The 25,373-nt window shown below is 74.9% G+C and carries 29 protein-coding genes and 1 tRNA gene; 13 read left to right on the top strand and 17 right to left on the bottom strand.

Annotation, left to right across the window (positions count from 1 at the left end):
* Positions 1-2: 2 nt before the first annotated feature.
* Positions 3-1,034, bottom strand: a complete 1,032-nt coding sequence (locus tag BLS67_RS10485) for an FAD-dependent oxidoreductase (protein WP_091244400.1) — start codon at positions 1,032-1,034, stop codon at positions 3-5.
* Positions 1,035-1,131: 97 nt separating this feature from the next.
* Between BLS67_RS10485 and BLS67_RS10480 the strand changes: the two genes are divergently transcribed.
* Entirely contained in the window at positions 1,132-2,097 is a 966-nt protein-coding gene (locus BLS67_RS10480) for an ATP-binding protein (RefSeq protein WP_165617541.1), read from the top strand.
* Between the two features lies 1 nt (position 2,098).
* Here the strand turns inward: BLS67_RS10480 and idi are convergent, their stop codons facing one another.
* The 6 genes from idi to paaA form a co-directional block, all read right to left on the bottom strand.
* Positions 2,099-2,635: an isopentenyl-diphosphate Delta-isomerase gene (idi, locus tag BLS67_RS10475; protein WP_091244393.1), complete on the bottom strand. Its 537-nt coding sequence runs from the start codon at positions 2,633-2,635 to the stop codon at positions 2,099-2,101.
* Positions 2,636-2,645: 10 nt separating this feature from the next.
* Positions 2,646-3,713 carry a 1,2-phenylacetyl-CoA epoxidase subunit PaaE gene (gene paaE / locus BLS67_RS10470; RefSeq protein ID WP_242653974.1) on the bottom strand — a complete coding sequence of 356 codons (1,068 nt, stop codon included), beginning with the start codon at positions 3,711-3,713 and terminating at the stop codon, positions 2,646-2,648.
* Positions 3,713-4,213 (bottom strand): 1,2-phenylacetyl-CoA epoxidase subunit PaaD, encoded by a 501-nt coding sequence (gene paaD, locus BLS67_RS10465; protein WP_091244390.1) that lies wholly within the window; start codon positions 4,211-4,213, stop codon positions 3,713-3,715. Before paaD ends, paaE begins: the two co-directional genes overlap by 1 nt.
* Before the next feature lie 7 nt (positions 4,214-4,220).
* Positions 4,221-5,132: a 1,2-phenylacetyl-CoA epoxidase subunit PaaC gene (gene paaC, locus BLS67_RS10460; protein ID WP_091244387.1), complete on the bottom strand. Its 912-nt coding sequence runs from the start codon at positions 5,130-5,132 to the stop codon at positions 4,221-4,223.
* A 93-nt stretch (positions 5,133-5,225) separates the two neighbouring features.
* A complete protein-coding gene (paaB, locus tag BLS67_RS10455; RefSeq protein ID WP_479723813.1) occupies positions 5,226-5,612 on the bottom strand; it encodes a 1,2-phenylacetyl-CoA epoxidase subunit PaaB in 387 nt (128 codons plus the stop codon).
* Positions 5,609-6,559: a 1,2-phenylacetyl-CoA epoxidase subunit PaaA gene (gene paaA / locus BLS67_RS10450; RefSeq protein WP_091244384.1), complete on the bottom strand. Its 951-nt coding sequence runs from the start codon at positions 6,557-6,559 to the stop codon at positions 5,609-5,611. Before paaA ends, paaB begins: the two co-directional genes overlap by 4 nt.
* Positions 6,560-6,665: 106 nt before the next feature.
* Here paaA and BLS67_RS10445 point away from each other — a divergent pair, with 106 nt between their 5' ends.
* From BLS67_RS10445 to paaZ, 5 genes are all read left to right on the top strand, one after another.
* Positions 6,666-7,322, top strand: a complete 657-nt coding sequence (locus BLS67_RS10445) for a dihydrofolate reductase family protein (RefSeq protein WP_242653973.1) — start codon at positions 6,666-6,668, stop codon at positions 7,320-7,322.
* Positions 7,323-7,391: 69 nt separating this feature from the next.
* On the top strand, positions 7,392-8,723 hold the full coding sequence (gene paaK, locus BLS67_RS10440) for a phenylacetate--CoA ligase PaaK (RefSeq protein ID WP_242653972.1): 1,332 nt from the start codon (positions 7,392-7,394) through the stop codon (positions 8,721-8,723).
* On the top strand, positions 8,720-9,307 hold the full coding sequence (locus BLS67_RS10435) for a TetR/AcrR family transcriptional regulator (RefSeq protein ID WP_091244378.1): 588 nt from the start codon (positions 8,720-8,722) through the stop codon (positions 9,305-9,307). Before paaK ends, BLS67_RS10435 begins: the two co-directional genes overlap by 4 nt.
* Entirely contained in the window at positions 9,304-9,672 is a 369-nt protein-coding gene (locus tag BLS67_RS10430; RefSeq protein WP_091244375.1) for a hypothetical protein, read from the top strand. The genes BLS67_RS10435 and BLS67_RS10430 overlap by 4 nt, the downstream gene beginning before the upstream one ends.
* Positions 9,673-9,698: 26 nt before the next feature.
* A complete protein-coding gene (gene paaZ / locus BLS67_RS10425; RefSeq protein ID WP_091244372.1) occupies positions 9,699-11,765 on the top strand; it encodes a phenylacetic acid degradation bifunctional protein PaaZ in 2,067 nt (688 codons plus the stop codon).
* 93 nt (positions 11,766-11,858) lie between these two features.
* On the opposite strand, the gene BLS67_RS10420 is transcribed toward paaZ, so the two are convergent.
* Both BLS67_RS10420 and BLS67_RS10415 read right to left on the bottom strand, forming a co-directional pair.
* Entirely contained in the window at positions 11,859-12,581 is a 723-nt protein-coding gene (locus tag BLS67_RS10420) for a uracil-DNA glycosylase (protein ID WP_242653971.1), read from the bottom strand.
* A 43-nt stretch (positions 12,582-12,624) separates the two neighbouring features.
* On the bottom strand, positions 12,625-13,020 hold the full coding sequence (locus BLS67_RS10415) for a VOC family protein (RefSeq protein WP_091244369.1): 396 nt from the start codon (positions 13,018-13,020) through the stop codon (positions 12,625-12,627).
* An 83-nt stretch (positions 13,021-13,103) separates the two neighbouring features.
* Here BLS67_RS10415 and BLS67_RS10410 point away from each other — a divergent pair, with 83 nt between their 5' ends.
* Genes BLS67_RS10410 through BLS67_RS10400 form a run of 3 tightly spaced genes read left to right on the top strand, consistent with a single transcriptional unit; the run spans position 13,104 to position 16,084 of the window.
* A complete protein-coding gene (locus tag BLS67_RS10410) occupies positions 13,104-13,931 on the top strand; it encodes an alpha/beta fold hydrolase (protein ID WP_207500479.1) in 828 nt (275 codons plus the stop codon).
* Entirely contained in the window at positions 13,928-15,019 is a 1,092-nt protein-coding gene (locus BLS67_RS10405; RefSeq protein ID WP_091244360.1) for a DNA glycosylase AlkZ-like family protein, read from the top strand. The genes BLS67_RS10410 and BLS67_RS10405 overlap by 4 nt, the downstream gene beginning before the upstream one ends.
* Before the next feature lie 9 nt (positions 15,020-15,028).
* Positions 15,029-16,084: an NAD-dependent epimerase/dehydratase family protein gene (locus tag BLS67_RS10400; RefSeq protein ID WP_091244357.1), complete on the top strand. Its 1,056-nt coding sequence runs from the start codon at positions 15,029-15,031 to the stop codon at positions 16,082-16,084.
* Here BLS67_RS10400 and BLS67_RS10395 read toward each other — a convergent pair.
* Both BLS67_RS10395 and BLS67_RS10390 read right to left on the bottom strand, forming a co-directional pair.
* A complete protein-coding gene (locus BLS67_RS10395; RefSeq protein ID WP_091244354.1) occupies positions 16,081-16,758 on the bottom strand; it encodes a PaaI family thioesterase in 678 nt (225 codons plus the stop codon). The genes BLS67_RS10400 and BLS67_RS10395 overlap by 4 nt on opposite strands.
* The gene (locus BLS67_RS10390; protein ID WP_091244352.1) at positions 16,751-17,905 is read right to left on the bottom strand and encodes an acyl-CoA dehydrogenase family protein; all 1,155 of its coding nucleotides are present in this window, start codon (positions 17,903-17,905) and stop codon (positions 16,751-16,753) included. The genes BLS67_RS10395 and BLS67_RS10390 overlap by 8 nt, the downstream gene beginning before the upstream one ends.
* 62 nt (positions 17,906-17,967) lie before the next feature.
* Between BLS67_RS10390 and BLS67_RS10385 the strand changes: the two genes are divergently transcribed.
* The gene (locus BLS67_RS10385; RefSeq protein WP_091244349.1) at positions 17,968-19,182 is read left to right on the top strand and encodes an MFS transporter; all 1,215 of its coding nucleotides are present in this window, start codon (positions 17,968-17,970) and stop codon (positions 19,180-19,182) included.
* Positions 19,179-19,772, top strand: a complete 594-nt coding sequence (locus BLS67_RS10380; RefSeq protein ID WP_091244346.1) for a histidine phosphatase family protein — start codon at positions 19,179-19,181, stop codon at positions 19,770-19,772. The genes BLS67_RS10385 and BLS67_RS10380 overlap by 4 nt, the downstream gene beginning before the upstream one ends.
* Positions 19,773-19,777: 5 nt before the next feature.
* Here BLS67_RS10380 and BLS67_RS24730 read toward each other — a convergent pair whose 3' ends face one another.
* Positions 19,778-20,872, bottom strand: a complete 1,095-nt coding sequence (locus BLS67_RS24730) for an EAL domain-containing protein (RefSeq protein ID WP_278247125.1) — start codon at positions 20,870-20,872, stop codon at positions 19,778-19,780.
* Between the two features lie 138 nt (positions 20,873-21,010).
* On the opposite strand from BLS67_RS24730, the gene BLS67_RS10370 reads away from it, so the two are divergent.
* Entirely contained in the window at positions 21,011-21,631 is a 621-nt protein-coding gene (locus BLS67_RS10370; protein ID WP_091244343.1) for a TetR/AcrR family transcriptional regulator, read from the top strand.
* A gap of 78 nt (positions 21,632-21,709) precedes the next feature.
* On the opposite strand, the gene BLS67_RS10365 is transcribed toward BLS67_RS10370, so the two are convergent.
* From BLS67_RS10365 to BLS67_RS10345, 5 genes are read right to left on the bottom strand one after another with little or no spacing between them, the layout of a single operon-like run.
* The gene (locus BLS67_RS10365) at positions 21,710-23,920 is read right to left on the bottom strand and encodes a heavy metal translocating P-type ATPase (protein WP_278247124.1); all 2,211 of its coding nucleotides are present in this window, start codon (positions 23,918-23,920) and stop codon (positions 21,710-21,712) included.
* Positions 23,917-24,123 (bottom strand): heavy-metal-associated domain-containing protein, encoded by a 207-nt coding sequence (locus tag BLS67_RS10360; protein ID WP_207500477.1) that lies wholly within the window; start codon positions 24,121-24,123, stop codon positions 23,917-23,919. The genes BLS67_RS10365 and BLS67_RS10360 overlap by 4 nt, the downstream gene beginning before the upstream one ends.
* A 10-nt stretch (positions 24,124-24,133) precedes the next feature.
* Complete coding sequence (locus BLS67_RS10355) at positions 24,134-24,427, bottom strand: metal-sensitive transcriptional regulator (RefSeq protein WP_091244339.1); 294 nt, start codon at positions 24,425-24,427, stop codon at positions 24,134-24,136.
* Between the two features lie 30 nt (positions 24,428-24,457).
* The gene (locus tag BLS67_RS10350) at positions 24,458-24,952 is read right to left on the bottom strand and encodes a DUF427 domain-containing protein (protein ID WP_091244962.1); all 495 of its coding nucleotides are present in this window, start codon (positions 24,950-24,952) and stop codon (positions 24,458-24,460) included.
* 21 nt (positions 24,953-24,973) lie between these two features.
* Positions 24,974-25,204 carry a DUF3618 domain-containing protein gene (locus tag BLS67_RS10345; protein WP_091244337.1) on the bottom strand — a complete coding sequence of 77 codons (231 nt, stop codon included), beginning with the start codon at positions 25,202-25,204 and terminating at the stop codon, positions 24,974-24,976.
* A 54-nt stretch (positions 25,205-25,258) separates the two neighbouring features.
* On the opposite strand from BLS67_RS10345, the gene BLS67_RS10340 reads away from it, so the two are divergent.
* A tRNA-Leu gene (locus tag BLS67_RS10340) sits at positions 25,259-25,339 on the top strand.
* Positions 25,340-25,373 lie beyond the last annotated feature (34 nt).

The raw sequence follows: 25,373 nt of genomic DNA, 5'->3' as shown, positions 1-25,373 counted from the left end.
GCTCAGCCCGCCAGCGTGGCCAGCAGCTCCTGCACGGCGGTCCGGCCGGCCCGGTTGGCACCGATCGTGCTGGCCGAGGGGCCGTAGCCGACCAGGTGCAGGCGCGGCTCGGCGACCACCCGGGTGCCGTCCACGACGATGCCGCCACCGGGCACGCGCAGGTGCAGCGGCGCGAGGTGGTCCAGCGCGGCGCGGAAGCCGGTCGCCCACAGCACGACGTCGACGTCCAGCTCACGGCGCGGGTCGTCCCAGCCGACGCCGGTCGGGGTCATCCGGTCGAACGCGGGCAACCGGTCGAGCACACCCCGCTCCCGCGCGCGGCGCACCTCGTCGGTGACCGGCAGCCCGGTGACCGACACGACGCTGCCCGGGGGGAGGCCGGCCCGGACGCGCTGCTCGACCAGGGCGACCGCCGCCCGGCCGGCGTCGGGGTCGAAGTCGGTGTCGCGCCAGACCGGTGGACGTCGGGTCACCCAGGTCGTGCGGGTGACCTCCGCGACCTCCACCAGCAGCTGCAGCGCCGAGATGCCGCCGCCCACGACCAGCACGTGCTGGTCGGCGAAGTCCGCCGCCTCGGGAAACTGCGCCGCGTGCAGCTGCCGACCGCGGAAGGTCCCGCGGCCCGGGTAGGCCGGCCAGAACGGCCGCGACCAGGTACCCGTGGCGTTGACCAGCCCGCGGGTGGTCCAGGTCCCCTCACCGGTGTCCAGGGCGAAGCCGTCGTCGGTGCGGGTGACCCGCCGGACGGCGACCGGGCGGCGCACCGGCAGGGCGAAGTGCGCCTCGTACTCGGCGAAGTACCGGGCCATCGCGGTCGAGGCCCGCTCGGCGGGGTCCCCGGTCAGCGGGAGCCCGGGCAGGTCCGCGATCCCGTTGGCCCGGTCCAGGCGCAGCGAGGACCACCGGTGCTGCCAGGCGCCACCGGGCGCGGCGTCGGCGTCGAGCACGACGAAGTCGGCGCCGGCCCGCTGCAGGTGGTGGGCGGCGGACAACCCGGCCTGACCCGCCCCGATGACCACCACGTCGGCATGCACACCGGCCCGAACGCCGGGGTCGTCGTCGACATGCCCCCGGCGGTGGGAATCACCCCGGGCCAGGGTTGCGCCCCGGTATCGCGGGCATGCAGGGATGGTGGCGACCAGCAGCGGGGGTCTGCGGTCACGGCGCGCGGAGGGTTACGTGCACGTGGCCCGGTTCGGCGTGCCCGGACCCGGCTCCGCCGAGGTGCTGCTGCCCGAGCTGACCGCCGGGCTCGAGGCCGGTGACACCGTCGTGCTCGCCTGCTCCTCCGGCCTGGGCACCGCGCTGCGGCAACGGCTTCCCGCCGAGGCCGTGCACACCGTCGACCCGGCCCTCCTCTCCGGGCGGGCGCCCGACGCCCTGGCCGGCTACACCGCGCTGCTGGACCGCTTCACCGGTACCCGGGTGCACCTGGTCACCGACAGCAGCGGCGTGCACGGCGCCGGCGTCCCGGCCTGGTTGCAGACCGAGGCCCTGCTGAACCACGTGCTCGCCGACCGGGCGGTCGACCACTACTGCGTCGTGGACGACCGTGCCCTGGGCGCCGCCGCCGACCAGGCGATGTCCTGCCACCCGTGGGTGCTCGCCGCGGACGGACCCGTGCTCAACCCGACCCGGCGCGACCCGGCCGAGGTCCTCCGCTCGCTGTGGTCGGCACCCGAGGCCGACCCGCTGGAGGCCACCCGCCCCACCCTGGAGGTCGAGGACGTCGGCAGCATGCGCGAGCTGCGCCGGGCGTTGACCAGCAGCCTGGCCGGTGGACCGCTCGACCCCGCCGGGGCCGAGGACCTGGTGCTGGCCATCGACGAGGTCGTGGCCAACGCCGCCGAGCACGGCGTGCCGCCGGTCGACGTCCGGTTGTGGGTGACCGAGCGCCGGGTGCTGTGCGTGGTGGCCGACCGCGGGCAGGGCTTCGACGAGCCGCTGGCCGGCTACGGCCCCGCCCACGGCGACGACCTCTCGGTCGGCGGCATGGGCCTGTGGCTGGCCCGGCGTGCGGTCGACCGCATGACCACCGCGCCGTTGGAGAACGGCGACGGCTGCGTCGTCCGGCTGGTCGTCGACCCGCGCGGCTGACCTACCGCAGCGCGCCCAGCAGCCCCGTCGTCTCGATCAGGTCGGCCTGCTCACGGCACCACGGCGACCAGGCGTCGCCCTCGGCCGCCTGCCGGGCCCGGAAGCCGGCCCAGTCCAGCACCTCCCACTCGGCCACCTCGGCGGCGGCCGGCTCCGGCCGGCCGCGGAAGGTGCCGAGGTACACCGGGCAGATCTCGTTCTCCACGATGCCCAGCAGCTCGGCGCGGTAGCGGTAGTCGGGGAGCGCCGGGCGCAGGTCGGCGACCTGCAGGCCCAGCTCGTCGGAGGCGCGGCGCGCGATCGCGTCGGCGTCGAGCTCGCCGGGCCCCGGGTGGCCGCAGACGGTGTTGGTCCACATGCCGGGGAACGTCTGCTTGTCCAGCGCGCGGCGGGTCACCAGCAGCCGGCCCTCGGCGTCGAACAGGTACGCCGAGAAGGCGCGGTGCAAGGGGGTGTCGCCGTGGTGGACCAACCGCTTGGGCATCGTGCCGATCTCGGTGCCGTCGTCGTCCAGCAGCACGATCAGCTCTTCGGGCACGGCGCCCAGGTTAGGCGTCGAAGTCGACGGTCACCTCGGCGGACACCGGCACCGTCTGGCAGGTGAGCACGTAGCCCTTGGCCACCTCGTCGGGGTCCAGGGCGTAGTTGCGGCGCATCTCGACCTCACCGGCGGTGACCTTGGCCCGGCAGGTGCCGCAGACCCCGCCCTTGCACGCGAAGGGCAGGTCCGAGCGGATCTGCTGCGCGCTGTCCAGCACGGGCACGCCCTGGGCCAGCGCCAGGGTGGTGCTGCGGCCGTCGAGCACGATGGTCACCTGGCTGGAGGGGCCGTCGACGGCCTGGTCGTCGCCGCGCACCGGCTCGGGTGGCGCGTCGTCGACGAAGAACAGCTCCTGGTGCACCCGATCGCGCGGCACGCCCAGCTCGGCGAGCAGCTCCTGGGCGTCGGTGACCATGCCGTGCGGCCCGCACAGCCACCAGTGCTCGACCTCGGGGACGTCGACCAGCGCCTCGACCAGGGTGCGCAGCCGCTCGCCGTCCAGCCGGCCGCTGGTGACCTCGGCGTCGCGGGGCTCGCGGGAGAGCACGTGCACCAGCTGCAGGCGCTCGCCGAAGCGGTCCTTCAGGTCGGCCAGCTCGTCGGCGAACATCACGGTGTTGGTGCGCCGGTTGCCGTAGAACACGGTCACGGTGGACTCGCCGTCGCGCAGCACCGTGCCGGCCAGGCTGAGCACCGGCGTCACCCCGGAGCCGGCGACGACGAACACGTGGTCGGCCGGGGTGGAGAGGTCGGCGGTGAAGGTGCCCGAGGGGGGCAGGACGTCGATCGTCTGGCCCGGACGCACCTCGTTGACCAGCCAGGCCGAGAAGTAGCCGCCCGGCACCTCGCGCACGCCCACCCTCGGGGCGGCACCCGTCGGCGCGCAGATCGAGTAGGAGCGCCGCTCGTCGCGGTCGCCGTCGACCCGGCGCAGGGTGAGCGCCTGGCCGGGGGCGAAGGCGTAGTCGTCGGCGAGGTCGTCGGGCACGTCGAAGGTGACGGCCACGGCGTCGTCGGTGAGCTGCTCGACCCGGGCCACCGTCAGCGGGTGGAAGGTCGGACGGGTGCGCGCCACTAGATCTCCTTGACGTGCTCGAACGGTTCGCGGCAGGTGCGGCAGCGGCGCAGCGCCTTGCAGGCGGTGCCGCTGAACTCGCTGAGCTCCTCGGTGTCGGCGCTGCCGCACACCGGGCAGGTGGCGGTGCGCATCGTGCGCCCGAGGCTGAGCGGGATGGGTCCGGTGTGCTTGGTGGCCCGGCCGGGCGGGGCGATGCCGCCCGCGGCGAGCTTGGCCCGGCCCTCGTCGCTGATCCAGTCCGTCGACCAGGGCGGCGAGAGCACGGTGCGGACGTCGACGTCGGCGAACCCGGCCCGGTGCAGCGCGTGCACCAGGTCGGCGCGCATGACGCCCATCGCCGGGCAGCCGGAGTAGGTGGGGGTGATGGTGACGACCACCGTGCCGTCGTCCTCGGTGCGCACGTCGCGCAGCACCCCGAGGTCGGCCAGGGTCAGCATCGGCAGCTCGGGGTCGGTGACGGTCTCGGCGACCGCCCGCGGGTCGGTCAGCGTGCTCACGGCCGGCTCACCAGGTGGCCGCCGGGTGCTCGCGGGCCAGCCCCTGCAGGGTGGCCAGCAGCGGGGCCAGCTCGTCCGTGTGCTCCCCCGCCCGGCCCGGGCTCGGCCGGTCGGCCGGCCACGCGGGCACGGTGAGGGTGGCCCGCTCGACGACCATGGTGAGGACGTCGCGCACCTCGTCGCGGGTGTCCGCGGGGTCCACCGCGACGCCCTGGGCGACCAGCCGCAGCTCGACGTCGGTGGCGGTGAACAGGTCGGCGGTCAACGGCCAGACGGCGTCGACGGCGACCTGCGCGCGACGGTGCGACTCGGGCGTGCCGTCGCCCAGCCGCAGCACCCAGCGGGCGGCGTGGTCGCGGTGGTAGGTCAGCTCGGGCACGCCCTTGGCCGCGATCGCGCTGACCACCGGGTCGCGGGACTCCCGCAGCTTCGCGACGAGGGCGAGCCGGTGCGTGCTGGCGACCAGCAGGCGGACCATCGTCTGCGCGAAGTCCCCGCCGTCGGCCTCGGCCAGGTGGTGGTTGGCGAACTCATCGACGTCGCGGAAGTAGGCCAGCGCGTCCTCGTCGGGGATGGAGTCGGTGGCGTGCTCGCGGGACCGGCCGAGCACACAGCAGGTGCCCGCGCGGGCCAGCAGCAGCCGGGCCTGGCCGAGCAGGTCCAGGCCGCAGTTGGCGATCGCGACCTCCTCCTCGAGCTCGGGCGCCCGGGTGGCCCACTCGGTGAGCCGCTGGCAGAGCACCAGGGCGTCGTCGCCGAGCATCAGGCAGTAGGCGCCCAGGTCGGCGGCGTCCACGCCGTCGGGGATCGTGGTGTCCACCCCAGCCAGCGGGTCGTCGAACCCCGTGCCGAAGGCCCACTGCCCCTCGCCCCCGTGCGCGTGGTCCAACGCGTCGTACACCGTCTCCTCGTGCGCCATCGCTCTCACTCCACCTCGGGGGCGTCATATGACGCTGACGAACCAGAACTCGGGAAAAGTGGTGCGTGACCGTCACATGACGGCCACCCTGCTTCAGATATGAGGGACGTTCTCGGGGATCTCGTAGAACGTGGGGTGGCGGTAGACCTTGTCACCCGCCGGGGCGAACATCGGGTCCTTCTCGTCGGGGCTGGACGCGGTGATGTCGCTGGCCCGCACGACCCAGATGCTCACGCCCTCGTTGCGGCGGGTGAACAGGTCGCGGGCGGCGTGCACGGCCATCTCGTCGTCGGGGGCGTGCAGCGACCCGACGTGCACGTGGTTGAGGCCGCGCTTGCCGCGGACGAAGCACTCGTAGAGCGGCCAGTCCCGGCGGGCGGTCGCCCTCGTCGGCTCGGCGCCGCTGGGGATCTCGGGCCCGGTTGGGACGGCGCCGTGGCCGCCCTCCGCTGTCGTCTCCGCCGCGGTCGTCTCGCTCACGACGCGTGCTTGTCGGCGTAGGCGGTGGCCGCCTCGGTCACCCAGGCGTTGTCGTCGCGGGCGGCGCGGCGGCGGGTGATCCGCTCCTCGTTGCACGGCCCGTTGCCCGAGATGACCTGCTTGAACTCGGCCCAGTCGATGGCGCCGAACCGGTAGCGGCCCGTGGCCTCGTCGAGGGCCAGCTCGGGGTCGGGCAGCGTGACGCCGAGCGCCTCCGCCTGCGGGACCGACATGTCGACGTAGCGCTGGCGCAGCTCGTCGTTGCTGTGCCGCTTCACGCCCCAGGCCATCGACTGCGCCGAGTTCGGGCTGTCGTCGTCCGGCGGGCCGAACATCATCAGCGAGGGCCACCACCAGCGGTCGACGGCGTCCTGCACCATCGCCCGCTGCTCGGCGGTGCCGCGCATCATCGTCATGAGCAGCTCGTAGCCCTGCCGCTGGTGGAAGGACTCCTCCTTGCAGACCCGGATCATCGCGCGGGCGTAGGGCCCGTAGCTCGAGCGGCACAGCGGCACCTGGTTGCAGATCGCCGCGCCGTCGACCAGCCAGCCGATGACGCCGCAGTCGGCGTAGGTCAGCGTGGGGTAGTTGAAGATCGAGGAGTACTTCTGCCGGCCCTCGATGAGCTTGTCGGTCAGGTCGGCGCGGTCGGCGCCCAGGGTCTCGGCGGCCGAGTACAGGTACATGCCGTGCCCGGCCTCGTCCTGGACCTTGGCGAGCAGCACGGCCTTGCGGCGCAGCGACGGGGCGGCCAGCAGCCAGTCGCCCTCGGGCTGCATGCCGATGATCTCGGAGTGCGCGTGCTGGGCGATCTGCCGCACCAGGCCCTTGCGGTAGGCCTCGGGCATCCAGTCGCGCGGCTCGATCCGGTGATCGGCGGCGATGGTGGCGTCGAACTGCGCCTGCAGCTCGTCCTCGGTGGGACGGGCGACGGTGGGTGCGGACATCCGGCGAACCTCCAGCGGTGCAATTACTGACCATCCGGTCGGTAATGAGTGTGCCCCGGATCCGCAGCCGGCACAACCCCGCCGTCGATGAGTTCCGGGTGGCCCGGTGGTCTCCACCTCGACGACCCCGCCCACCACCGAGGAGCACCCCATGGGCCAGATCCACCTCGAGCTGTTCGCCACCCTCGACCTCGTCGGGCAGGGCCCCGGCGGTCCGGAGGAGGACCCGTCGGACGGGTTCGCCTTCGGCGGCTGGCAGGCACCGCTCATGGACGACGTCGCAGGCGCCCAGGTCCAGGCCTCCTACGAGGGCACCGACGCGCTGCTGCTGGGCCGGCGGACCTACGACATCTTCGCCGCCTACTGGCCGCACCAGTCCGACCCCTTCGCCGAGCTGTTCAACGCCGTCCCCAAGTACGTGGCCTCGCGCGGTACGCCGGACCTGTCCTGGGCCGGGTCGACGCAGCTGGGCGCAGACCTGCCCGCCGCGATCCGGGAGGTCCGGGAGCGGCACGAGGTCGTCAAGGTGGTCGGCAGCCTCGGCCTGGTGCAGACCCTGCTGGGCGAGAAGCTCTTCGACGAGCTGCACCTCTGGCTGCACCCGCTGATGCTCGGCCAGGGCCGGAAGGTGTTCGCCGACGGCGCCGTGCCCACCAACCTGCGCCTGCTCGAGCCCCCGGTCGCGGCCCCCACCGGCAGCGTCCTGCTGCGCTACGGCCTGGTCGAGGGCACCCCCGGCACCGGGGACATGACCGCGGGTTGACAGCCGGCCTCCCGGAGCGCTTGCATGACTGACCGAACGGTCAGTAATCCTGCAGCTCCGGGAGTCCACGTGACGACGACGTCCGCACCGCAGCGCCTCGGCGAGGCCCCCGACCCGGCCCTGCTGGACCCCGCCGAGCGCATGGGGGTCGACGAGCTGCGCGCCCTGCAGCTCGAGCGCCTGCAGTGGACGCTGCGGCACGCCTACGAGAACGTGCCGCACTACCGCCGGGCCTTCGACGCGCACGGCGTGCATCCCGACGACTGCCGCTCCCTCGCCGACCTGGCGAAGTTCCCCACCACGAGCAAGGCCGACCTGCGCGAGAACTACCCGTTCGGCATGTTCGCCGTGCCGAAGGACCAGGTCGCCCGGGTGCACGCCAGCTCCGGCACCACCGGCAAGCCCACCGTCGTCGGCTACACCCGGAAGGACGTCGACACCTGGGCCACCGTCATGGCCCGCTCCATCCGTGCCGCCGGCGGGCGCAGCGGCGACATGCTGCACAACGCCTACGGCTACGGCCTGTTCACCGGCGGGCTGGGCGCGCACTACGGCGCCGAGGCGCTGGGCTGCACCGTCGTCCCGATCTCGGGCGGCATGACCCCGCGGCAGGTGCAGCTGATCGGCGACTTCGGCCCGCGGATCATCATGGTCACGCCCTCGTACATGCTCGCGCTGGTCGACGAGTTCGAGCGGCAGGGCGTCGACCCCCGGTCGTCGTCCCTGCAGATCGGCATCTTCGGCGCCGAGCCGTGGACCGAGCAGATGCGCCGCGAGATGGAGGACCGGCTCGACATCCACGCGGTCGACATCTACGGCCTGAGCGAGGTCATGGGCCCCGGCGTCAGCCAGGAGTGCGTGGAGACCAAGGACGGCCTGCACGTCTGGGAGGACCACTTCCTGCCCGAGGTCGTCGACCCGCTGACCGCCGAGCCGCTGCCCGACGGCGAGGAGGGCGAGCTGCTGTTCACCTCGCTGACCAAGGAGGCGCTGCCGATCATCCGGTACCGCACCCGCGACCTCACCCGGCTGCTGCCCGGCACCGCGCGGCCGGGCATGCGGCGGATGCAGAAGGTCACCGGCCGCACCGACGACATGATCATCCTGCGCGGGGTGAACCTCTTCCCGACCCAGATCGAGGAGGTCGTGCTGCGCACGGCGGGGCTGTCGCCGCACTTCGCGCTGGAGCTGTCGACCCGCGGCCGCATGGACCACCTGGTCGTCTCGGTCGAGGCCCGCCCCGACTGCCCGGCCGAGCGCCGCTCCCCCGCCGCAGCCGAGGTGCAGGTCGGCCTCAAGGAGACCGTCGGCACCAGCGTCGAGGTGGTCGTCGTCGACCCCGAGACCCTGCCCCGCTCGATGGGCAAGCTCCAGCGGCTGACCGATCGGCGAGCGCGGTGACCGCCCCGGTCCGGCGCGGTCGCCCGGGCCACTCGCTGGACTCCCTGCTCGACGTCGCCGTCGCGGTCTTCATCGAGCGCGGCTACGAGGCGACGTCGATGGACACCCTGGCCGAGCGGCTGGGGGTCACCAAGTCCGCGATCTACCACCACGTGCGCTCGAAGGTCGAGCTGCTGGAGCTGGCGCTGGACCGGGCGCTGGACGGGCTGTTCGCCGTCCTGCCCGCGGCGGACGAGCGACCGGCGATCGACCGGCTGGAGGCCGTCGTCCGCGGGTCGGTCGGGGTGCTCGTCGCCGAGCTGCCCTTCGTCACGCTGCTGCTGCGGGTGCGGGGGAACTCGCCGGTCGAGGCGCACGCGCTGGCCCGCCGACGCGAGTTCGACCGCGTGGTCACCGACCTGGTGCGCGACTGCGTCGCCGAGGGGTCCGTGCGCCCGGACGTCGACCCCGCGCTGACCAGCCGGCTGCTGTTCGGCACGGTCAACTCCCTCACCGAGTGGTACCGCCCCGGCGGTGGGCTCGGCGCCCAGGCCCTGGCCGACGGGCTGGTCACCACCCTGTTCGCCGGGCTGCGTGCGCCGTGACCGACCCCGGAGCCGAGTTCGTCGCGGCGCTGGCGGCCAAGGACACCGACCGGTTGCTCGCCGTCCTCTCCCCGTCGGTGGAGTTCCGCGGGATGACGCCGGGCCGGTTCTGGGAGGCCTCGACCGCCGGCGCCACCGTGCACGAGGTGCTCTACCGCTGGTTCGAGCCGACCGACGTGGTGGAGGAGGTGGTGTCGGTGGAGACCGCCGACGTCGCCGACCGGCACCGGGTCGACTACCGGCTCGTCGTGCGCAACGAGGACGGCCGGCACCTGGTCGAGCAGCGCGCCTACTACGACCTGGACGACGGGGGCCGGATCGCCCGGGTGCACGCGGTGTGCGCCGGCTTCCGCCCCCTCCCCTGACCCACCCCGCACCCCGAGGAGCACCGATGACCGCTGCACCCCTGCTCGAGAGCTACGTCGCCGGCCGCTGGTGGGCCACCTCCGACGAGGGCACCCCGCTCCCCGACGCCGTGACCGGCGAGACCGTCGCCCGCATCGGCAGCCGCGGGCTGGACGTCGGCGCCATGGTCGACCACGCCCGCACCGTCGGCGGGCCCGCGCTGCGCGAGCTGACGTTCCACCAGCGGGCCGCGCTGCTCAAGGCGCTGGGCCTGCACCTGATGGGCCGCAAGGACGAGTTCTCGGCGTTGTCGCACCGCACCGGGGCCACCGACGGCGACAACCTGGTGGACGTCGACGGCGGGTTCGGCACGCTGCTGTCCTACGCCTCCACCGGCCGCCGCGAGCTGCCCGACGACGTCCTGGTGCTCGACGGCCCGCCGACCCCGCTGGGCCGCCGCGGCACGTTCCTCGGCCAGCACGTGTACACGTCGCGGACCGGCGTCGCGGTGCAGATCAACGCCTTCAACTTCCCGGTCTGGGGCATGCTCGAGAAGCTGGCGCCGGCGTTCCTGGCCGGGCTGCCGACGATCGTGAAACCGGCCTCGCAGACCGCCTACCTCACCGAGGCGGTGTTCCGGGCGATCGTGGAGACCGGGCTGCTGCCCGAGGGCTCGGTGCAGCTGCTGGCCGGCTCGGCGTCCGGGCTGATGGACCACCTCGACGGCCAGGATCTCGTCGGGTTCACCGGGTCGGCGTCCACCGCGGCCCTGCTGCGCAGCCACCCCGCCGTCGTCGAGCGCGCCGTGCGGTTCAACGCCGAGGCCGACTCGCTGAACTGCTCGGTGCTGGGCCCCGACGCCGGCCCGGGCACGCCGGAGTTCGACCTGTTCGTCGACGGCGTGGTCACCGAGATGACGGTGAAGGCCGGCCAGAAGTGCACCGCGATCCGCCGCGCGATCGTGCCGCGCGACCACGCCGACGCCGTGGTGGAGGCGCTGAGGGCGAAGCTCGCGGACGTCGTCGTCGGCGCACCCGGGGCCGATGGCGTGACGATGGGCGCGCTGGCCTCCCGCGACCAGGTCGACGAGGTGCTCCGCGCGGTCGAGCGGCTGCGCACCCACGCGCAGCTGGTGGTCGGCGACCCCACGGACTTCGCGGTCACCGGCGCCGACCGCGAGCGCGGCGCCTTCCTGCCGCCGATGCTGCTGCGCTGCGACGACCCCGCCGCCCCCGAGCCGCACGACGTCGAGGCGTTCGGCCCGGTCTCGACCGTGCTCACCTACTCCGCGGTCGGGAAGCACGGGCTGGACGACGCGATCGCCCTCGCCCGCCGCGGCCAGGGCTCGCTGGTCGCCTCGCTGGTCACCCACGACCCCGCGGTGGCCCGGGCCTTCGTGCTGGGCGCGGGGTCGGCGCACGGCCGCGTCCACGTGCTGGACCGGGACGACGCCCGCGAGTCCACCGGGCACGGCTCGCCGCTGCCGGTGCTCGTGCACGGCGGCCCGGGGCGCGCCGGCGGCGGCGAGGAGCTCGGCGGGGTCCGCGGCGTGCTGCACCACATGCAGCGCACCGCCGTCCAGGGGTCGCCCGACGTCCTCACCGGGGTCGGCAACCGCTGGGTGACCGGCGCTGCCCGCAACGACGACGGCGTGCACCCCTTCCGCAAGTCGCTGGCCGAGCTGCGGATCGGGGACTCGGTGACCGCCGGGCCGCGGGAGATCACCCTGGCCGACGTCGAGCACTTCGCCGAGTTCACCGGTGACACGTTCTACGCGCACATGGACGAGGAAGCCGCTGCGGCCAACCCGCTGTTCGGCGGCCGGGTCGCGCACGGCTACCTGGTGCTGAGCTGGGCGGCCGGCCTGTTCGTCGACCCCGACCCGGGCCCGGTGCTGGCCAACTACGGGCTGGACTCGCTGCGGCTGCTCACGCCGGTCAAGCCCGGCGAGACCGTGACGGTGACCCTGACCTGCAAGCAGATCACCCCGCGCGGCGGGGCCGACCACGGCGAGGTCCGCTGGGACGCCGTCGTCGTCGACTCCCAGGACCGCCCGGTGGCGACGTACGACGTGTTGACGATGGTCGCGAAGATGTGGCCCCCCGCCACCTGACACCCCGGCCACCCCGGCATGGGAGCCCATGCACCCACCCACGGACCCCGCAGGTGGGGGCATGGGCTCCCATGCATGGTTCAGGTGACGGGTTCAGGTGGCCGCCGGGAGCTGCTCCACCGGCGGCAGGGTCCAGTCGACCGGCTCGGCGCCCTGCTCCGTCAGCAGCGCGTTCACCCGGCTGAAGGGCTTGCTGCCGAAGAACCCGCGGCTGGCCGAGAGCGGCGAGGGGTGCGGGGACGCCACGAACGGGACGCCGCCCAGGTGCGGCTCCAGCCCCTGGGCGTCCTTGCCCCAGAGGATCGCCGCCATGGGCTGACCGGCGCCGGCCCGCTCGACCAGGACCGCGATGGCGTGGGCGGTGATGTGCTCCCACCCCTTGCCGCGGTGCGAGGCCGGCGTGCCGGGCTGCACGGTCAGCGACCGGTTGAGCAGCATGACCCCGCGGTCCCGCCAGGGCGTGAGGTCGCCGTGCCGGGCGGGCTCGATGCCCAGGTCGTCGTGCAGCTCCTTGTAGATGTTCACCAGCGACTTCGGGATCGGGCGCACGTGCCGGTCGACGGCGAAGCTCAGCCCGATCGGGTGGCCCGGCGTCGGGTAGGGGTCCTGACCCACGACCAGCACCCGGACGTCGGCCAGCGGCGCCTGGAAGGCGCGGAACACGTGGTCGCCGTGCGGCAGGTACGGCCGACCCGCGGCCACCTCGTCGCGCAGGAACTGCCCCATCGCGGCGATCCGCTCGTCGACCGGGGCCAGCGCCTCGGCCCAGTCCGGCGCCATCAACCCGCGTTCGACCAACCCGCTCAGCGCGCCCACCCCCGGCACCCTACGAGTGACGGGGGTGAGCTGCTGGCGCGGCCTACTTGGGGGCGGACAGCTCGAGGGCGACGCCGTCGGGGTCGCGGAACTCGAGGATGTACATGATTCCGATGTCCTTGACCTCCTCGTGGGCGATCCCCAGCGAGTCCAGGTGCGCGGCAGCGGCGTCGATCGCCTCCTTCGACTCGACCCACACGGACAGGTGGTCCAGGCCGGTGCGGTCCTCGTCGAACGAGTCGTCGCCGACCGGTCGGAGGCCCCACAGCGTCTTCTCGTCGATCTGGTAGATCACGCCGCCGAATGCCCACTCCGGGTCGCCCTCGCGGCCGTCGACGGCCACGGGCAGACCGAAGACCGAGTCGTAGAACTGCTTCGAGCGGGCGATGTCGGTGACGGTGAGGCGGACGTGGGCGAACCCCGTGGGTGTGATCGGCATGGGCAGGGTGGTGCCCGATCCGACCGCGCTCAACCGGATGCGGGTGGACGCATCTGTTCCGACCGCCCGGCATGCTGGACCCCGTGGACTCCTTCACCCGCTCCGGTCTCACCTTCGACGTGCGCGACGCCGGCCCGGCCGACGGCGAGCCGGTCGTCCTGCTGCACGGGTTCCCGCAGCACGCCGGCAGCTGGGACCACGTGGTCCCCGTGCTGCACGAGGCCGGCCTGCGCACGCTGGCCCCCGACCAGCGGGGCTACTCCCCCGGCGCCCGGCCCACCGGGCGCCGCGCCTACGTGGTGCGCGAGCTGGTGGACGACGTCCGCGCGCTGCTCGACGCCGCCGGTCTCGAGCGCGCGCACGTGGTCGGGCACGACTGGGGCGCGATGGTGGCCTGGGCGCTGGCCGCCTGGCACCCCGACCGCGTCACGAGCCTGACCGCGGTCTCCGTGCCGCACCCGGCCGCGTTCACGACGTCCTTCGTGACCAGCTCGCAGGGCGTCAAGTCGGCCTACATGGCGTTCTTCCAGCTGCCCGTGGTGCCCGAGAAGCTGCTCACCCGCGGCAACGGAGCCTTCCTGGCCGACCTGCTGACCCGGGCCGGCCTGCCGCGACCCGACGCGCAGGAGACCGTGACCCGGCTGCGCCCCGCGGGTGCCCTGACCGCCGCGCTGAACTGGTACCGGGCCCTCCCGCTGGGGGCGAAGGACGCCGTCGGTCGGGTCGCCGTCCGCACCCTGCACGTGTGGAGCGACCGCGACGGCTTCCTCGGTCGCGCCGGCACCGAGGCCACCGCGCCCTACGTCACCGGCGACTACCGGCTCGAGGTGCTCCCCGGCATCACCCACTGGGTGCCCGAGACCGCCGGCGCCCGGCTCGGTGAGCTGGTCGCCGAGCACGTGCGGGGATGACCACCGGGACGACCACCTGGACCCGGGACGACGTCCTGGCCCACCGCGTGCGCGCCCACCAGCTCGACCGCGACACCGGCGGCACCGTGGCCGACACCGCGGTGCTCGACCTCGGCGTGCAGGAGACCGGGCCGGCCGGCGCCGGCCGCTGGGCGCTGCAGGTCCGCGGCCTGCTCGACCCGGCCGACGACGACCTGGTGACCGCGTGGACGCTCCGCGGCGCCCCGCACACCTACCGCCGCGCCGACCTCGCGGGGGTCGCGGCGGCCACGTGGCCGTGGTCGGAGGCCGACGCCGCCAAGCGGATCTTCGACGGCGCCCGGCCGCTGCGGGCCGCGGGCATCCCGGTCCTCGACGCCCTCGACCACGTCGCCGCCGAGATGCGCGACGTCGCCGCGGCGCCGACCGTCAAGGGCGACATGTCCGGCGCGCTGCGCCACCGGCTGCCCGAGCCCTACCTGCGGTTCTGCACGCCGTGCGGCGCGGTGCACGCCTACGAGCAGACCTTCCGGCTGGCGGCGCTGCACGCCGGGCTGGTGCTGCGGCCGGGCACGTCGCCGCCGGTCCTGGAGCAGACCGGTGTGCGGCCGGCCGCCGCGGTGCCCGAGCAGCTGGACGTCGTCCGGGCCCACCTCCGGTTGTTCGGGCCGTCCACCCCGAAGCAGGTGGCGGCCTACGTCGACTCCACCGTGGCGGAGGTGGAGCGGCGCTGGCCGGCCGACGCCGAGCCGGTGACGGTCGACGGCGAGCAGCGCTGGGTGCTGCCGGGCGCGGAGCCCCCGGACCGGGTGCGCACCACGCGGCTGCTGGCCCCCTTCGACCCCTACCTGCAGGTCCGGGACCGCGAGCTGCTGGTGCCCGACCGGCCGGTGAAGGAGCTCTGGCCGGTGCTGGGCCGACCGGGCGCCGTGCTGGTCGACGGCGAGGTCGCCGGTACCTGGCGGCCGACGACCAAGGGCGGCCGGCTCTCCCTCGCGATCACCCGGTGGCGCCCCGTCGAGCAGGCTGCGGTCGAGGAGCAGGCCGAGGCCATGGCCGCCGCGCGCGGGCTGGCCCCGGGCGGCGTGAGCCTGGATCCGCCCGGGTAGGGCGACCAGGTGACCACATCTGCCGAACCCGGCCACCTCGACGGCCAGACCGTCGCCGTCACCGGCGCCACCGGCAACCTCGGCACGGCGTTCCTCCGCCAGCTCGGTCTGACCGGCGTGCACCAGGTCCGCGGCCTGGCCCGTCGGCAGCCCCCGGACACCGCCCCCTACGGCGCGGTGTTCTGGACCCACACCGACCTCGGGACCGTGGAGTCCGCCGGCCCGCTGCGGGAGTTCCTCGCCGGCGCCACCACGCTGGTGCACCTGGCCTGGGCGCTGCAGCCCGGCCGCGAGCCCGACCTGCTGCGCGAGATCAACGTCGGGGGCACCCGCCGCGTGCTCGAGGCCGCCGCCGACGCCGGGGTGGGCCACGTGGTGGTGATGTCCTCGCTGGGCAGCTACGCGCCGGGCAACCCGGCCGACCGGGTCGACGAGGACTGGCCGACCACCGGCGTGCCCAGCTCGCAGTACAGCCGCGACAAGGTCGAGGTCGAGCGGCTCGTCGAGGAGTTCACCGCCGCCCACCCGGGCACCGCGGTGACCGTCGTCCGGCCGACGCTCGTGCTGCAGCCCGACGCCGCGAGCGAGATCGGCCGGTACTTCCTCGGGCCGCTGCTGCTGCGCGGCGCCCGGGCCCTGCCTGCCTCCGTCGCCGGCTCGGTGCCGCTCCCCCTGCCCGACGACCTGCACCTGGGGTTCGTGCACGCCGACGACGTCGCCGACGCCCTGCTCCGGATCGTCGACCGGCGGGCCGGGGGCGCGTTCAACCTGTCCGCCGAGCCGGTGCTCGACCCGGCCGGGTTCGCGGCGGCGCTGGGCAGCCGACGGGTGCCGATCCCGCGGGCGGTGCTGCGGGCCGGGCTGGCGGCGGCCTTCCACGCCCGGCTGGTGCCCACCGAGCCCGGCTGGCTGGACCTCGGCCTCGACGTCCCCGCGCTGGACACCACCCGGGCCCGCCAGGTGCTCGGGTGGCACCCGCGGCACCGCGGCGACCGCCTGCTGGCCGACTTCGTGGCGGCGCTGGGCCGCGGTGACGGCGGCGAGGGCCCGCTACTGCGCCCCTAGGGTCGGGCGGTCCAGGCCTCGGGCGCATGGCTGACCCCGGCGAACGTGCTGGCCGCGGCCTCGGGGCGCAGCGCGACGAAGAGGCCCTCGCCCTCGGCCAGCACGGTGTCCGGGTCGTCGGCGGCGACGATCCGGGCCCGGGCGGTCGAGCGTCGCCCGTCCAGCTCGCCCACCTCGGCGACCAGCAGGTGCTCGACGCCCAGGCGCACCGGGCGCCGGTAGGTCACCGTCAGGGTCGCGGTCAGCCCACCACGCCCGGCCGACCGCAGCGCCCGGGCCAGCACGTGGTCCAGCAGCGTGGCGATGGTGCCGCCGTGGGTGAGCCCCGGCGGGCCCTCGTGCGCCTTGGGCACCGTCACCCTGGCGGTGACCCGTCCACCACCCTCGGCCTCGACCGTGAGCGGCGGCGCGACCGGGCTGCCCGGCCCGTAGACGGGTGAGTACCAGCGCTCGCCGGCCACCGGGTCGTCCACCGCGGCGACGTCGAGCAGCCCGCGGCCCCCGACCCGCAGCCGGGCCGCCAGTTCGCGGGCGCCGGCGGCCACCGCGGCGAGCTCGGCGGCGTCGACCTCGGTGCGCACGCAGGCGTCGACCAGCTCGCGCATCGCGGCGCCGAGGTCCCCCACCGCGTCGCGCCGCTCCTCCCGGGCGGCACCGCTGAGGAGCTCAGCCACGAGCCATGCCGGCCGCGCGGAGGAGCCCGGAGCCGACGATGACCCGCTGCACCTCGCTGGTGCCCTCGTACAGCCGGTAGAGCCGGGCGTCGCGGTAGAAGCGCTCGACCGGCGTCGTCCGCAGGTAGCCGAGGCCGCCGTGCACCTGCACCGCCCGGTCGGTGGCCCGCCCGACCATCTCCGAGCAGAACAGCTTCGCCGCCGACGGACCGATCGAGGTGTCCTCGCCGGTGTCGTACCGGGCCGCGACGTCGACCACCATCGCCCGGGCCGCCAGCAGCTCGGCGTGCATGTCCGCGATCATCGCCTGCACCAGCTGGAACCGGCCGATCGGGGCGCCGCCCTGGCGAGCGGTCGCGGCGTAGGCCACCGACTCGTCGAGCACCCGCTGGGCCATGCCGACGCACAGCGCCGCGACGTGCAACCGACCGCGCGAGAGCACGGTCAGCGCCTTGCTGTACCCACGGCCCTCCTCACCGACCAGGGCGTCGGCCGGCACCCGGACGTCGTCGAGGAACACCTCGGCGGTCCACGCACCCGCCTGCCCGGTCTTCCGGTCGTGCGGCCCCACCGCCACCCCCGGCGTCGCGGCGGGCACCAGGAACGAGGAGATGCCCCGGCCGCCGGTCTGCTCGGGCTCGGAGCGGGCGAAGACGACGAACAGGTCGGCGATCGGGGCGTTGGTGATGTAGCGCTTCCCGCCGGTGATGACCCAGTCGTCCCCGTCGCGGCGGGCCGTCGTCCGCAGGCCCGCGGGGTCGGAGCCGGCCTCGGCCTCGGTGAGCGCGAACGAGCCGATCAGGTCCCCGGCCGCCAGCCCGGGCAGCCACGCCTTCTGCTGCTCCTCGCTGCCGAACCGGGCGATGACCTGGCCGGCGATGCCGTTGTTGGTCCCGAACAGCGAGCGGAACGCCGGCGAGGTGTAGCCGAACTCGAACGCCAGCTGCACGTCCTCGCTCATCGTGACGCCGAGGCCGCCGAACTCCTCGGGCAGCGCGTAGCCGAACAGCCCCATGTCGGCCGCGGCCCGGCGGAGCTCGTCCGGGACGGCGTCGGTCTCCTCGATCTGCTCCTCGAGGGGGACCACGCGCTCCCGGACGAGCTCGCGGACGGCGGTGCGGACCTGGGTGAAGACGTCGGCGTCCATGCCCGCAGGTCTATCAGGCCCGCCGGGCCCCCGTTCCCGGGCGGGGAGGAAGCTGACCGGCGATGGCCACGGGGGGACTGACGACGACGCGCGCGGCGGTGCCGGGCCTCCTGCTGGCCGGGGTGCTGCTGGTCGCGCTGAACCTGCGCGGCCCGCTGATCGCGGTGGCCCCGGTGACCGGCGAGCTGCGCAGCGACCTCGCGGTCGGCGCCGGCACGGTCGGGCTGCTCACCTCGATCCCGGTGCTGCTGTTCGGCCTGGCCGCCCCGCTGGCGTCGTGGGTCATCGCCCGCGCCGGCACCCACCGGGCGGTGCTGGTGTCGATGCTGGGCGTGCTGGCCGGCACGCTGCTGCGCTCGGTCGGCGACGTCCGCACCGCGCTGGCCGGCACGGTGGTGCTGGGCCTGGCGATCACGGTGGGCAACGTCGTCGTCCCCGTCGTCATCGGGCGCGACTTCCCCGGCGTCACGCACGTGGTGACCGCGGCCTACACCTCGGCGCTCAACATCGGCGCCACGCTGACCACCACCCTCACCGCCCCGCTGGCCGACCTGGTGGGCTGGCGCTGGGCGCTGGCCTCGTGGGGCCTGCTGGTCGGGGTCGCCTGCCTGGTCTGGACGGCGGGGCTGCGCCGGCAGGCCGCCCGCGCGGGCGAGGCACCCCCGCCCCCGCCGCCCGCCGCCGACGTCCGCCCGGTGTGGCGTCAGCCGGCCGTCTGGGGTCTCACCCTGGCCTTCGCCGCGCAGGCGTTCAGCTACTACGGGGTCACCGCCTGGCTGCCCACGCTGCTGGCCGACGAGCAGGGCCTCACCCGCAGCGTCGCCGGGGTGAGCAGCTCGCTGTTCCAGGTGTTCGCCGTCGCCGGGGCCTTCGCCGTCCCGGCGCTGGTGGCGTGGTGGCGCCGCCCGTCGGCGGTGCTGCTGGCCGTGACCGCCGCCTGGGCGACCCTGCCGGTCGGGCTGCTGGCCGCGCCGGGCCTGTGGCCGCTGTGGTGCGCGCTGGCCGGGGTGGCCCAGGGCGGCGGCCTGACGATCGTGTTCATCGCGATCGTGGCCCGCTCGCGCGACCTGGTGGAGAACCGGCGCACCTCGGCGATGGTGCAGGGCGGCGGGTACGCCGTCGCCGCGACCGGACCGCTGGTCGTGGGCGCCGCGCACGACCTGTCGGGCGGCTGGACCGTGCCGATGCTCGTGGTGCTGGGTGCGATCGTGGTGATGGCGGTGGCCGGCGGGGCGTCCGCCGGGGGCCGCCCGAGGGAGGGGAACGCACAGGCATGAGCGCGACCGGTGAGATCGTCGTCGTCCGGCACGGGCAGACGGAGTGGAGCCTGAGCGGGCAGCACACCGGGGTGACCGACCTGCCGCTGCTGCCCGAGGGCGAGACCCAGGCCCGGGCGCTGCGCGGTCCGCTGGCCGGCCGCACGTTCGTCGAGGTCCGGGTCAGCCCCCGCGAACGGGCCCGGCGCACCGCGGAGCTGGCCGGGCTGCCCACCGACACCGTCGACCCCGACCTGGTCGAGGTCGACTACGGCCGGTGGGAGGGCCGCACCACCCCCGACATCTCGGCCGAGCTCGGTCGCACCTGGTCGTTGTGGACCGACGGCACCGAGCCCGGCGACACCCCCGGCGAGACGCTGGCCCAGGTCGCGCAGCGCTGCGACCGGGTGCTGGCCGGGGTGCGGCCCCGGCTCGAGGACGGCGACGTCGCCCTGGTGGCGCACGGCCACGTGCTGCGCATCCTCACCGCGCGCTGGCTGGGCCTGGCGCCCGAGGCGGGCGCGCTGTTCGCCCTGCACGCCGGCTCGTTCGGCGCGCTGGGCCACGAGCACGACCGCCCCGCCCTCACCGGCTGGAACCAGGCCGGCTGACCGGGTCAGCCGGCCAGCAGCTCGGGGGCGACGCGGGCGGGGCGGCCGAACAGCCAGCCCTGGCCGAGGTCCACGCCGAGCTGACGGGCCTGGTCGGCACGGGCCTGGGTCTCCACGCCCTCGGCGACGACCACCGCCCCCAGCGAGTGGGCCACCTCGACCAGCCCGCCCACCACGGCTCGGGCAGCCGCGCTGTCCAGCCGGTTCACCAGCGCCTTGTCCAGCTTGACCACGTCCGGGCGCAGCGCCGACACCAGCGCCAGGCTCGACCAGCCGACCCCGACGTCGTCCAGCGCGACCCGCCACCCCTGCGCGCGGTGGTGCTCGAGCACGGCCAGCAGGTGGCCGCGGTCGCGGGCCGCGTGCGCCTCGACGACCTCGAACACCAGCTGCTCGGGTGCCAGCCCGGCGTCGGCGACGGCCTGCTGGGTGCCGGCCAGGCACACCTCCGGCCGGTAGACCGCCTCGGGGCTGCTGTTGACGAACAGGTCGGCGGCCCCCAGCCAGGGTCCGGCACCGGCGATGGCCGCCTCGCGGGCGAAGCGGTCCAGCCGGTCGGCCCAGCCCGCGGCCGCGGCGAGGAAGAACAGGTCGCCGCCACCCACCTCGCGACCGTCCACCCGCCCCCGCAGCAGCGCCTCGTAGCCGGTGGTGCGGCCGTCGGCCAGGTCCACGACCGGCTGGTAGACCGGGTACAGCTCGGCCTCGGCGAGCACCCCGACCTCGGCGGTCACCCCCCGGCGGGCCAGCTCGACCGACAGCGTGGGGGCCGCCATCAGCTGGGCGGCGAACGCGATGCCGTCGTCGTCCCCGGGGTCGGTCGCCACCCGCACCGCGTCGGTCTCGGCGGGGCTGAGGTCCAGGGCCAGCCGGGCGAGGAGCCGGTCGAACCGGGTCGCGTCCAGCGGGCTGCTGTCGTCGACGACGTCGACCAGCCCGGGCACCACCTCGGCGTTGAGCCCGAGCTCGGTGGCCGCCCGGGCCACGAGCGGCAGCACGTGGGCCACCGGGCTGGCCAGCAGCAGCCGGGACAGCCGACCGGGCAGCGGGAAGTACGGGTGCTCCACCAGGTCCCCTCCGCCGGCTCCGGTCGCGTGCACCGAGCATCACCCAGGACGGCGACGGCGCGGGCCAGGCGCGCGGCACCACCTACGCACCGTCGCGGTACCGGAACGCACATGGCATTCCTAGGGCACAACCTGCTCGTCCCCAACAGGCAACAGTCTAAAGTTGTAGTCATGGCAACATCGACGCTCGAAACCGACGGGCGCCCCAACCGCGGTGGCCGCCCCCGGGACCCCTCCCGGGACGGCGTCATCCGCGCCGCGATCCTGCGCCTGCTGGCCGAGGTCGGCTACAACGCGCTCACGATGGATGCCGTCGCGGCCGAGGCCGGGGTGGGCAAGGCCACCATCTACCGGCGGTGGCGCACCAAGTCCGACCTCGTCGTCGACACCATCGCCGAGATGAACCGGGAGGAGACCCCCACCCCGGACACCGGCGCCCTCGACGAGGACCTCCGCGTGCTGCTGCGCTCGCTGGTGGCGGCGATCAACGGGCCGACGGGAGCGGCGTCCCACTCGCTGCTGTCCACGTTGCCCCACCAGCCGGCCCTGGCCGAGGCGTTCCGGCAGGGCCCGCTCGCGCAGTGGCGCACCGCGCTGGCCACGGTGTGGGAGCAGGCCGAGGCCCGGGGCGAGGTCGGGCCGGGCACCGCGCACTCCGCGGTGGCCCAGGCCGCGTCGGGCCTGGTCGTGCAGCGGTGGCTGCTGACCGGCGAAGCGCTGGACGACGAGTACGTGGAGTCGGTCCTGCAGACCGTCGTCCTCCCCCTGGCCCGCGCCGCCGCGCGGACCTGACCCCGGCGGGGCCACGACCCCGCCCCACCGACCGGGCGCACCCGTCCTCTCCCCCCGGAGGGCGGGTGCGTCCTCCTGTCAGCTCGGGGTGAACCGCCGCAGCCGGAGGCTGTTGGTCACCACGAGCACCGACGACGCCGCCATGGCCAGCCCCGCCAGCAGCGGGTTGAGGAAGCCCAGCGCGGCCAGCGGGATCAGCGCCACGTTGTAGCCGAACGCCCAGCCCAGGTTGACCTTGATGGTGGCCAGCGTGCGCCGGGACAGCCGCACGGCGTCGGCGGCGGCCGCGAGGTCGGCCCGCACCAGCGTCACGTCGCCGGCCTCGATGGCGACGTCGGTGCCGGTGCCCATCGCCAGGCCGAGGTCGGCGAGGGCCAGGGCCGCGGCGTCGTTGACGCCGTCACCGACCATCGCCACCACCCGGCCACGGGCCTGCAGGTCACGGACGACGTCGACCTTGCCCTCGGGGAGCACCCCGGACACCACCTCGCCGGCGTCGGGGTCCAGCCCCACCTCCCGGGCGACGGCGGCCGCGGCCCCGGCGTTGTCGCCGGTCAGCAGCACCGGCGACAGACCCAGCCGGCGCAGGGCCGCGATCGCTCCGGCGCTCGAGGGGCGCACCGTGTCGGCCACGACCAGCACGCCGCACGGGGCCCTGTCGACGGAGACCAGGACGGCGGTCCGCCCCGCCAGCTCGGCGGCGGCGATCGTGCCGGCGAACCGGTCGGGCACGTCGGCGGCGCGGCCCACCCGCACGCGGTGGCCCTCGACGGTGCCGGTCACGCCCGAGCCGGCCTCGGCGGCGAAGTCCTCGACAGCGGGCAGCGGGTCGGGGTGACCGGCCACGACGGCCCGGGCCACCGGGTGCTCGGAGGCCGACTCGACCGCGGCGGCCAGCCGCAGGGTGCCGGGGTCGCCGACCACCTCGACCAGCGCCATCTGCCCGGTCGTGACGGTGCCCGTCTTGTCCAGCACGACGGTGTCGACCGCCCGGGTGGACTCGAGCACCTCGGGGCCCTTGATGACGATCCCGAGCTGGGCGCCGCGGCCGGTGCCCACCAGCAGCGCCGTGGGGGTGGCCAGGCCCAGCGCGCACGGGCAGGCGATCACCAGCACGGCCACCGCCGAGGTGAACGCGGCGGACACGTCGCCGGTGAGCAGCAGCCAGCCGGCGAGCGTGCCCAGGGCGACCACGAGCACGACCGGCACGAAGACGGCGGACACCCGGTCGGCCAGCCGCTGCACCGGGGCCTTGCCGCTCTGCGCGGCGGTGACCAACCGGCCCAGCGCAGCCAGCGTGGTCGCCGCACCCACCCGGTCGGCCTCGACGACCAGCCGACCTCCGGCGTTGACCGACGCACCGGTCACCCGGTCACCCGGGGTGACCTCGACGGGCACCGACTCCCCGGTGAGCATCGAGACGTCGACCGCCGAGGACCCCGAGACCACCACGCCGTCGGCGGCGACCTTCTCCCCCGGCCGGACGACGAACCTGTCGCCCACGGCGAGCTGGTCCACCGGCACCCGCACCTCGACGCCGTCCCGCAGCACCGCGGCGTCCTTGGCCCCCATGGCCAGCAGGGCACGCAGGGCGGCACCGGACCGGCGCCTGGCCCGGGACTCGGCGTACCGGCCGGCCAGCAGGAACACGGTGACCGCACTGGCCACCTCGAGGTAGATCTCGTCGCTGCCCGCCCCCTGGTCGGCGAGCAGGTGGAACTCCATGCGCATGCCGGGCGCCCCGGCCCCGCCGAGGAACAGCGCGTACAGCGACCACAGGTAGGCCGCGACGATGCCGATCGAGACCAGCGTGTCCATCGTGCTGGCACCGTGCCGGGCGTTGACCACCGCCGCGCGGTGGAAGGGCCAGGCGCCCCAGACCGCCACGGGGCTGGCCAGGGTGAGCGCCAGCCACTGCCAGTCGTCGAACTGCAGCGGCGGCACCATCGACAGCACCAGCACGGGCAGGGCGAGCACTGCGGAGACGACCAGCCGGTGCCGCAGGTCGCGGTCCTCCACGGGCTCGTCGAGCTCGTCGCCCGGCTCCTCGGCGGGGGGCGCCGGGAGGCTGGCGGAGTACCCGGCGGCGGCGACGGCCGCCAGCAGCGTGCCGGTGTCGACGGCGGTCGGGTCGTACCGGACGGTGGCGGCCTCGGTGGCGTAGTTGACGCTGGCCTGCACGCCCTCGACCTTGTTCAGCTTGCGCTCGATGCGGTTCGCGCAGCTGGCGCAGGTCATGCCGGTGATGTCGAGCCGGACCTCCTCGCCGGCGCCGGCGGGGGCGGTCACGCCGGGGTGGCGGAGTACCCGGCCTCCACCACGGCCGCCTGCACCTGCGCGGGGTCGACGTCGGAGCCGGTGACCCGCAGGGCGCCGCTGCCGAGGTCGACGTCGACGTCGGTGACGCCGGCGACCTCGGAGACCTCCTCGGTGACGGAGGCGACGCAGTGCTGGCAGGTCATGCCGGAGACGGTGTAGTCGAGCGTGGTCACGGGGTCCTCCTCAGGATCGGACGAGCCGGGCGATGGCGGCCGAGGCCTCGGCGATCTTCGCGTCGGCGGCCGCGCCGTCGTCGTCGGCGCTGCTGGCGACCGCGTGCCGCACGCAGTGGCCCAGGTGGTCGTCGAGCAGCCCCAGGGCGACGGCCTGCAGCGCCTTGGTCGCCGCGGACACCTGGGTGAGGACGTCGATGCAGTACACGTCCTCCTCGACCATGCGGGAGATGCCGCGCACCTGGCCCTCGACGCGCTTGAGCCGCGCGAGCACCTGCTCCTTGTTGCCCTCGTACCCGACCATGCCCTCGAGGGTACCCCTAGGGGGTAGGGGTTACCACCCGCGTGTGCCGGCCTCGCCCTTGAACGGGCCCACGACCTCGTCGGTGATCCAGCCGCCGTAGAAGTCGCCGGCCTGGGCGCGCACCACCTCGCCGTCGACCGTGGCCCGGTCGAGCTTGGAGGGGTAGAACGCCACGGCGCCGCGCAGGTGCCGGTAGCCCTCGGTGGGGTTCTCGTAGGACCAGCCGACCGCCGGGTGCCGGACGCCGTCGACGACGGCGTCCCAGTAGGTGGCCACGCCCTTCCACTCGCACCAGCTGGCACCCTCGGCGCGCTGCAGGACGCCCTCGGCGACGTCCTCGCGGGGGACGTAGAACACCGGGGGGTGGCTGGTCTCGCAGACGCGGGCCGCGCGCGTGGTGCGGGCGACCACCTGACCGCCGAGCACCACCTCGACGCTGCGCGGGGTGACGTCGGCCGAGGGCGGGCGGGGGTAGTCCCAGACGGACTCCTGACCGGGGCCGACGGGGTCGGGCTTCGGGTGCATCACCCGACCCAGTGTGCGCGTCTAGCGGTGGCGGTGCCGGACCTTCTGGACGACGACGAACGTGACGAACAACCCGGCGGCCGCCAGCGTCGCCTGACCGGCCGGTGTGGTGATCCAGTGCTGCACCCGGGCCTTCGCCTGCTCCGACAGCCGGCCCGGGCTGCCCCGGAAGACCAGCTGGTCGAGGGTGGCCGCCAGGGACTCGCGGGCGGCGTCGATCTCCTGCTGGATCTGCTCGGGGCTGCGTGGCACGCCGACAGCCTGCCACGTCGCCCGCGGACCCACCGCTCCTAGACTCCCCGGTGCGCGGGAGTGGTGTAACGGCAGCCACGCCAGGTTTAGGTCCTGGTGCCTTCGGGCGTAGGGGTTCGACTCCCCTCTCCCGCACGGGCCGGGGCGGTTCACCCACCCGGGTGACACC

The organism is Klenkia soli (assembly GCF_900103975.1).
GTDB classification, from domain to species: Bacteria; Actinomycetota; Actinomycetes; order Mycobacteriales; family Geodermatophilaceae; genus Klenkia; species Klenkia soli.
The sequence above is the reverse complement of the archived record's forward strand: the minus strand, read 5'-3'. Positions and strand labels throughout refer to the sequence as shown.

Coding starts and splice junctions, on each gene's coding strand:
- paaC (WP_091244387.1), bottom strand. CDS start 5,132: ATGGCGCACGAGGAGACGGTGTACGACGCGTTGGACCACGCGCACGGG.
- paaA (WP_091244384.1), bottom strand. CDS start 6,559: ATGTCCGCACCCACCGTCGCCCGTCCCACCGAGGACGAGCTGCAGGCG.
- paaZ (WP_091244372.1), top strand. CDS start 9,699: ATGACCGCTGCACCCCTGCTCGAGAGCTACGTCGCCGGCCGCTGGTGG.
- BLS67_RS10415 (WP_091244369.1), bottom strand. CDS start 13,020: ATGCCGATCACACCCACGGGGTTCGCCCACGTCCGCCTCACCGTCACC.
- BLS67_RS10405 (WP_091244360.1), top strand. CDS start 13,928: ATGACCACCGGGACGACCACCTGGACCCGGGACGACGTCCTGGCCCAC.
- BLS67_RS10390 (WP_091244352.1), bottom strand. CDS start 17,905: ATGGACGCCGACGTCTTCACCCAGGTCCGCACCGCCGTCCGCGAGCTC.
- BLS67_RS10385 (WP_091244349.1), top strand. CDS start 17,968: ATGGCCACGGGGGGACTGACGACGACGCGCGCGGCGGTGCCGGGCCTC.
- BLS67_RS10380 (WP_091244346.1), top strand. CDS start 19,179: ATGAGCGCGACCGGTGAGATCGTCGTCGTCCGGCACGGGCAGACGGAG.
- BLS67_RS10370 (WP_091244343.1), top strand. CDS start 21,011: ATGGCAACATCGACGCTCGAAACCGACGGGCGCCCCAACCGCGGTGGC.
- BLS67_RS10355 (WP_091244339.1), bottom strand. CDS start 24,427: ATGGTCGGGTACGAGGGCAACAAGGAGCAGGTGCTCGCGCGGCTCAAG.
- BLS67_RS10350 (WP_091244962.1), bottom strand. CDS start 24,952: ATGCACCCGAAGCCCGACCCCGTCGGCCCCGGTCAGGAGTCCGTCTGG.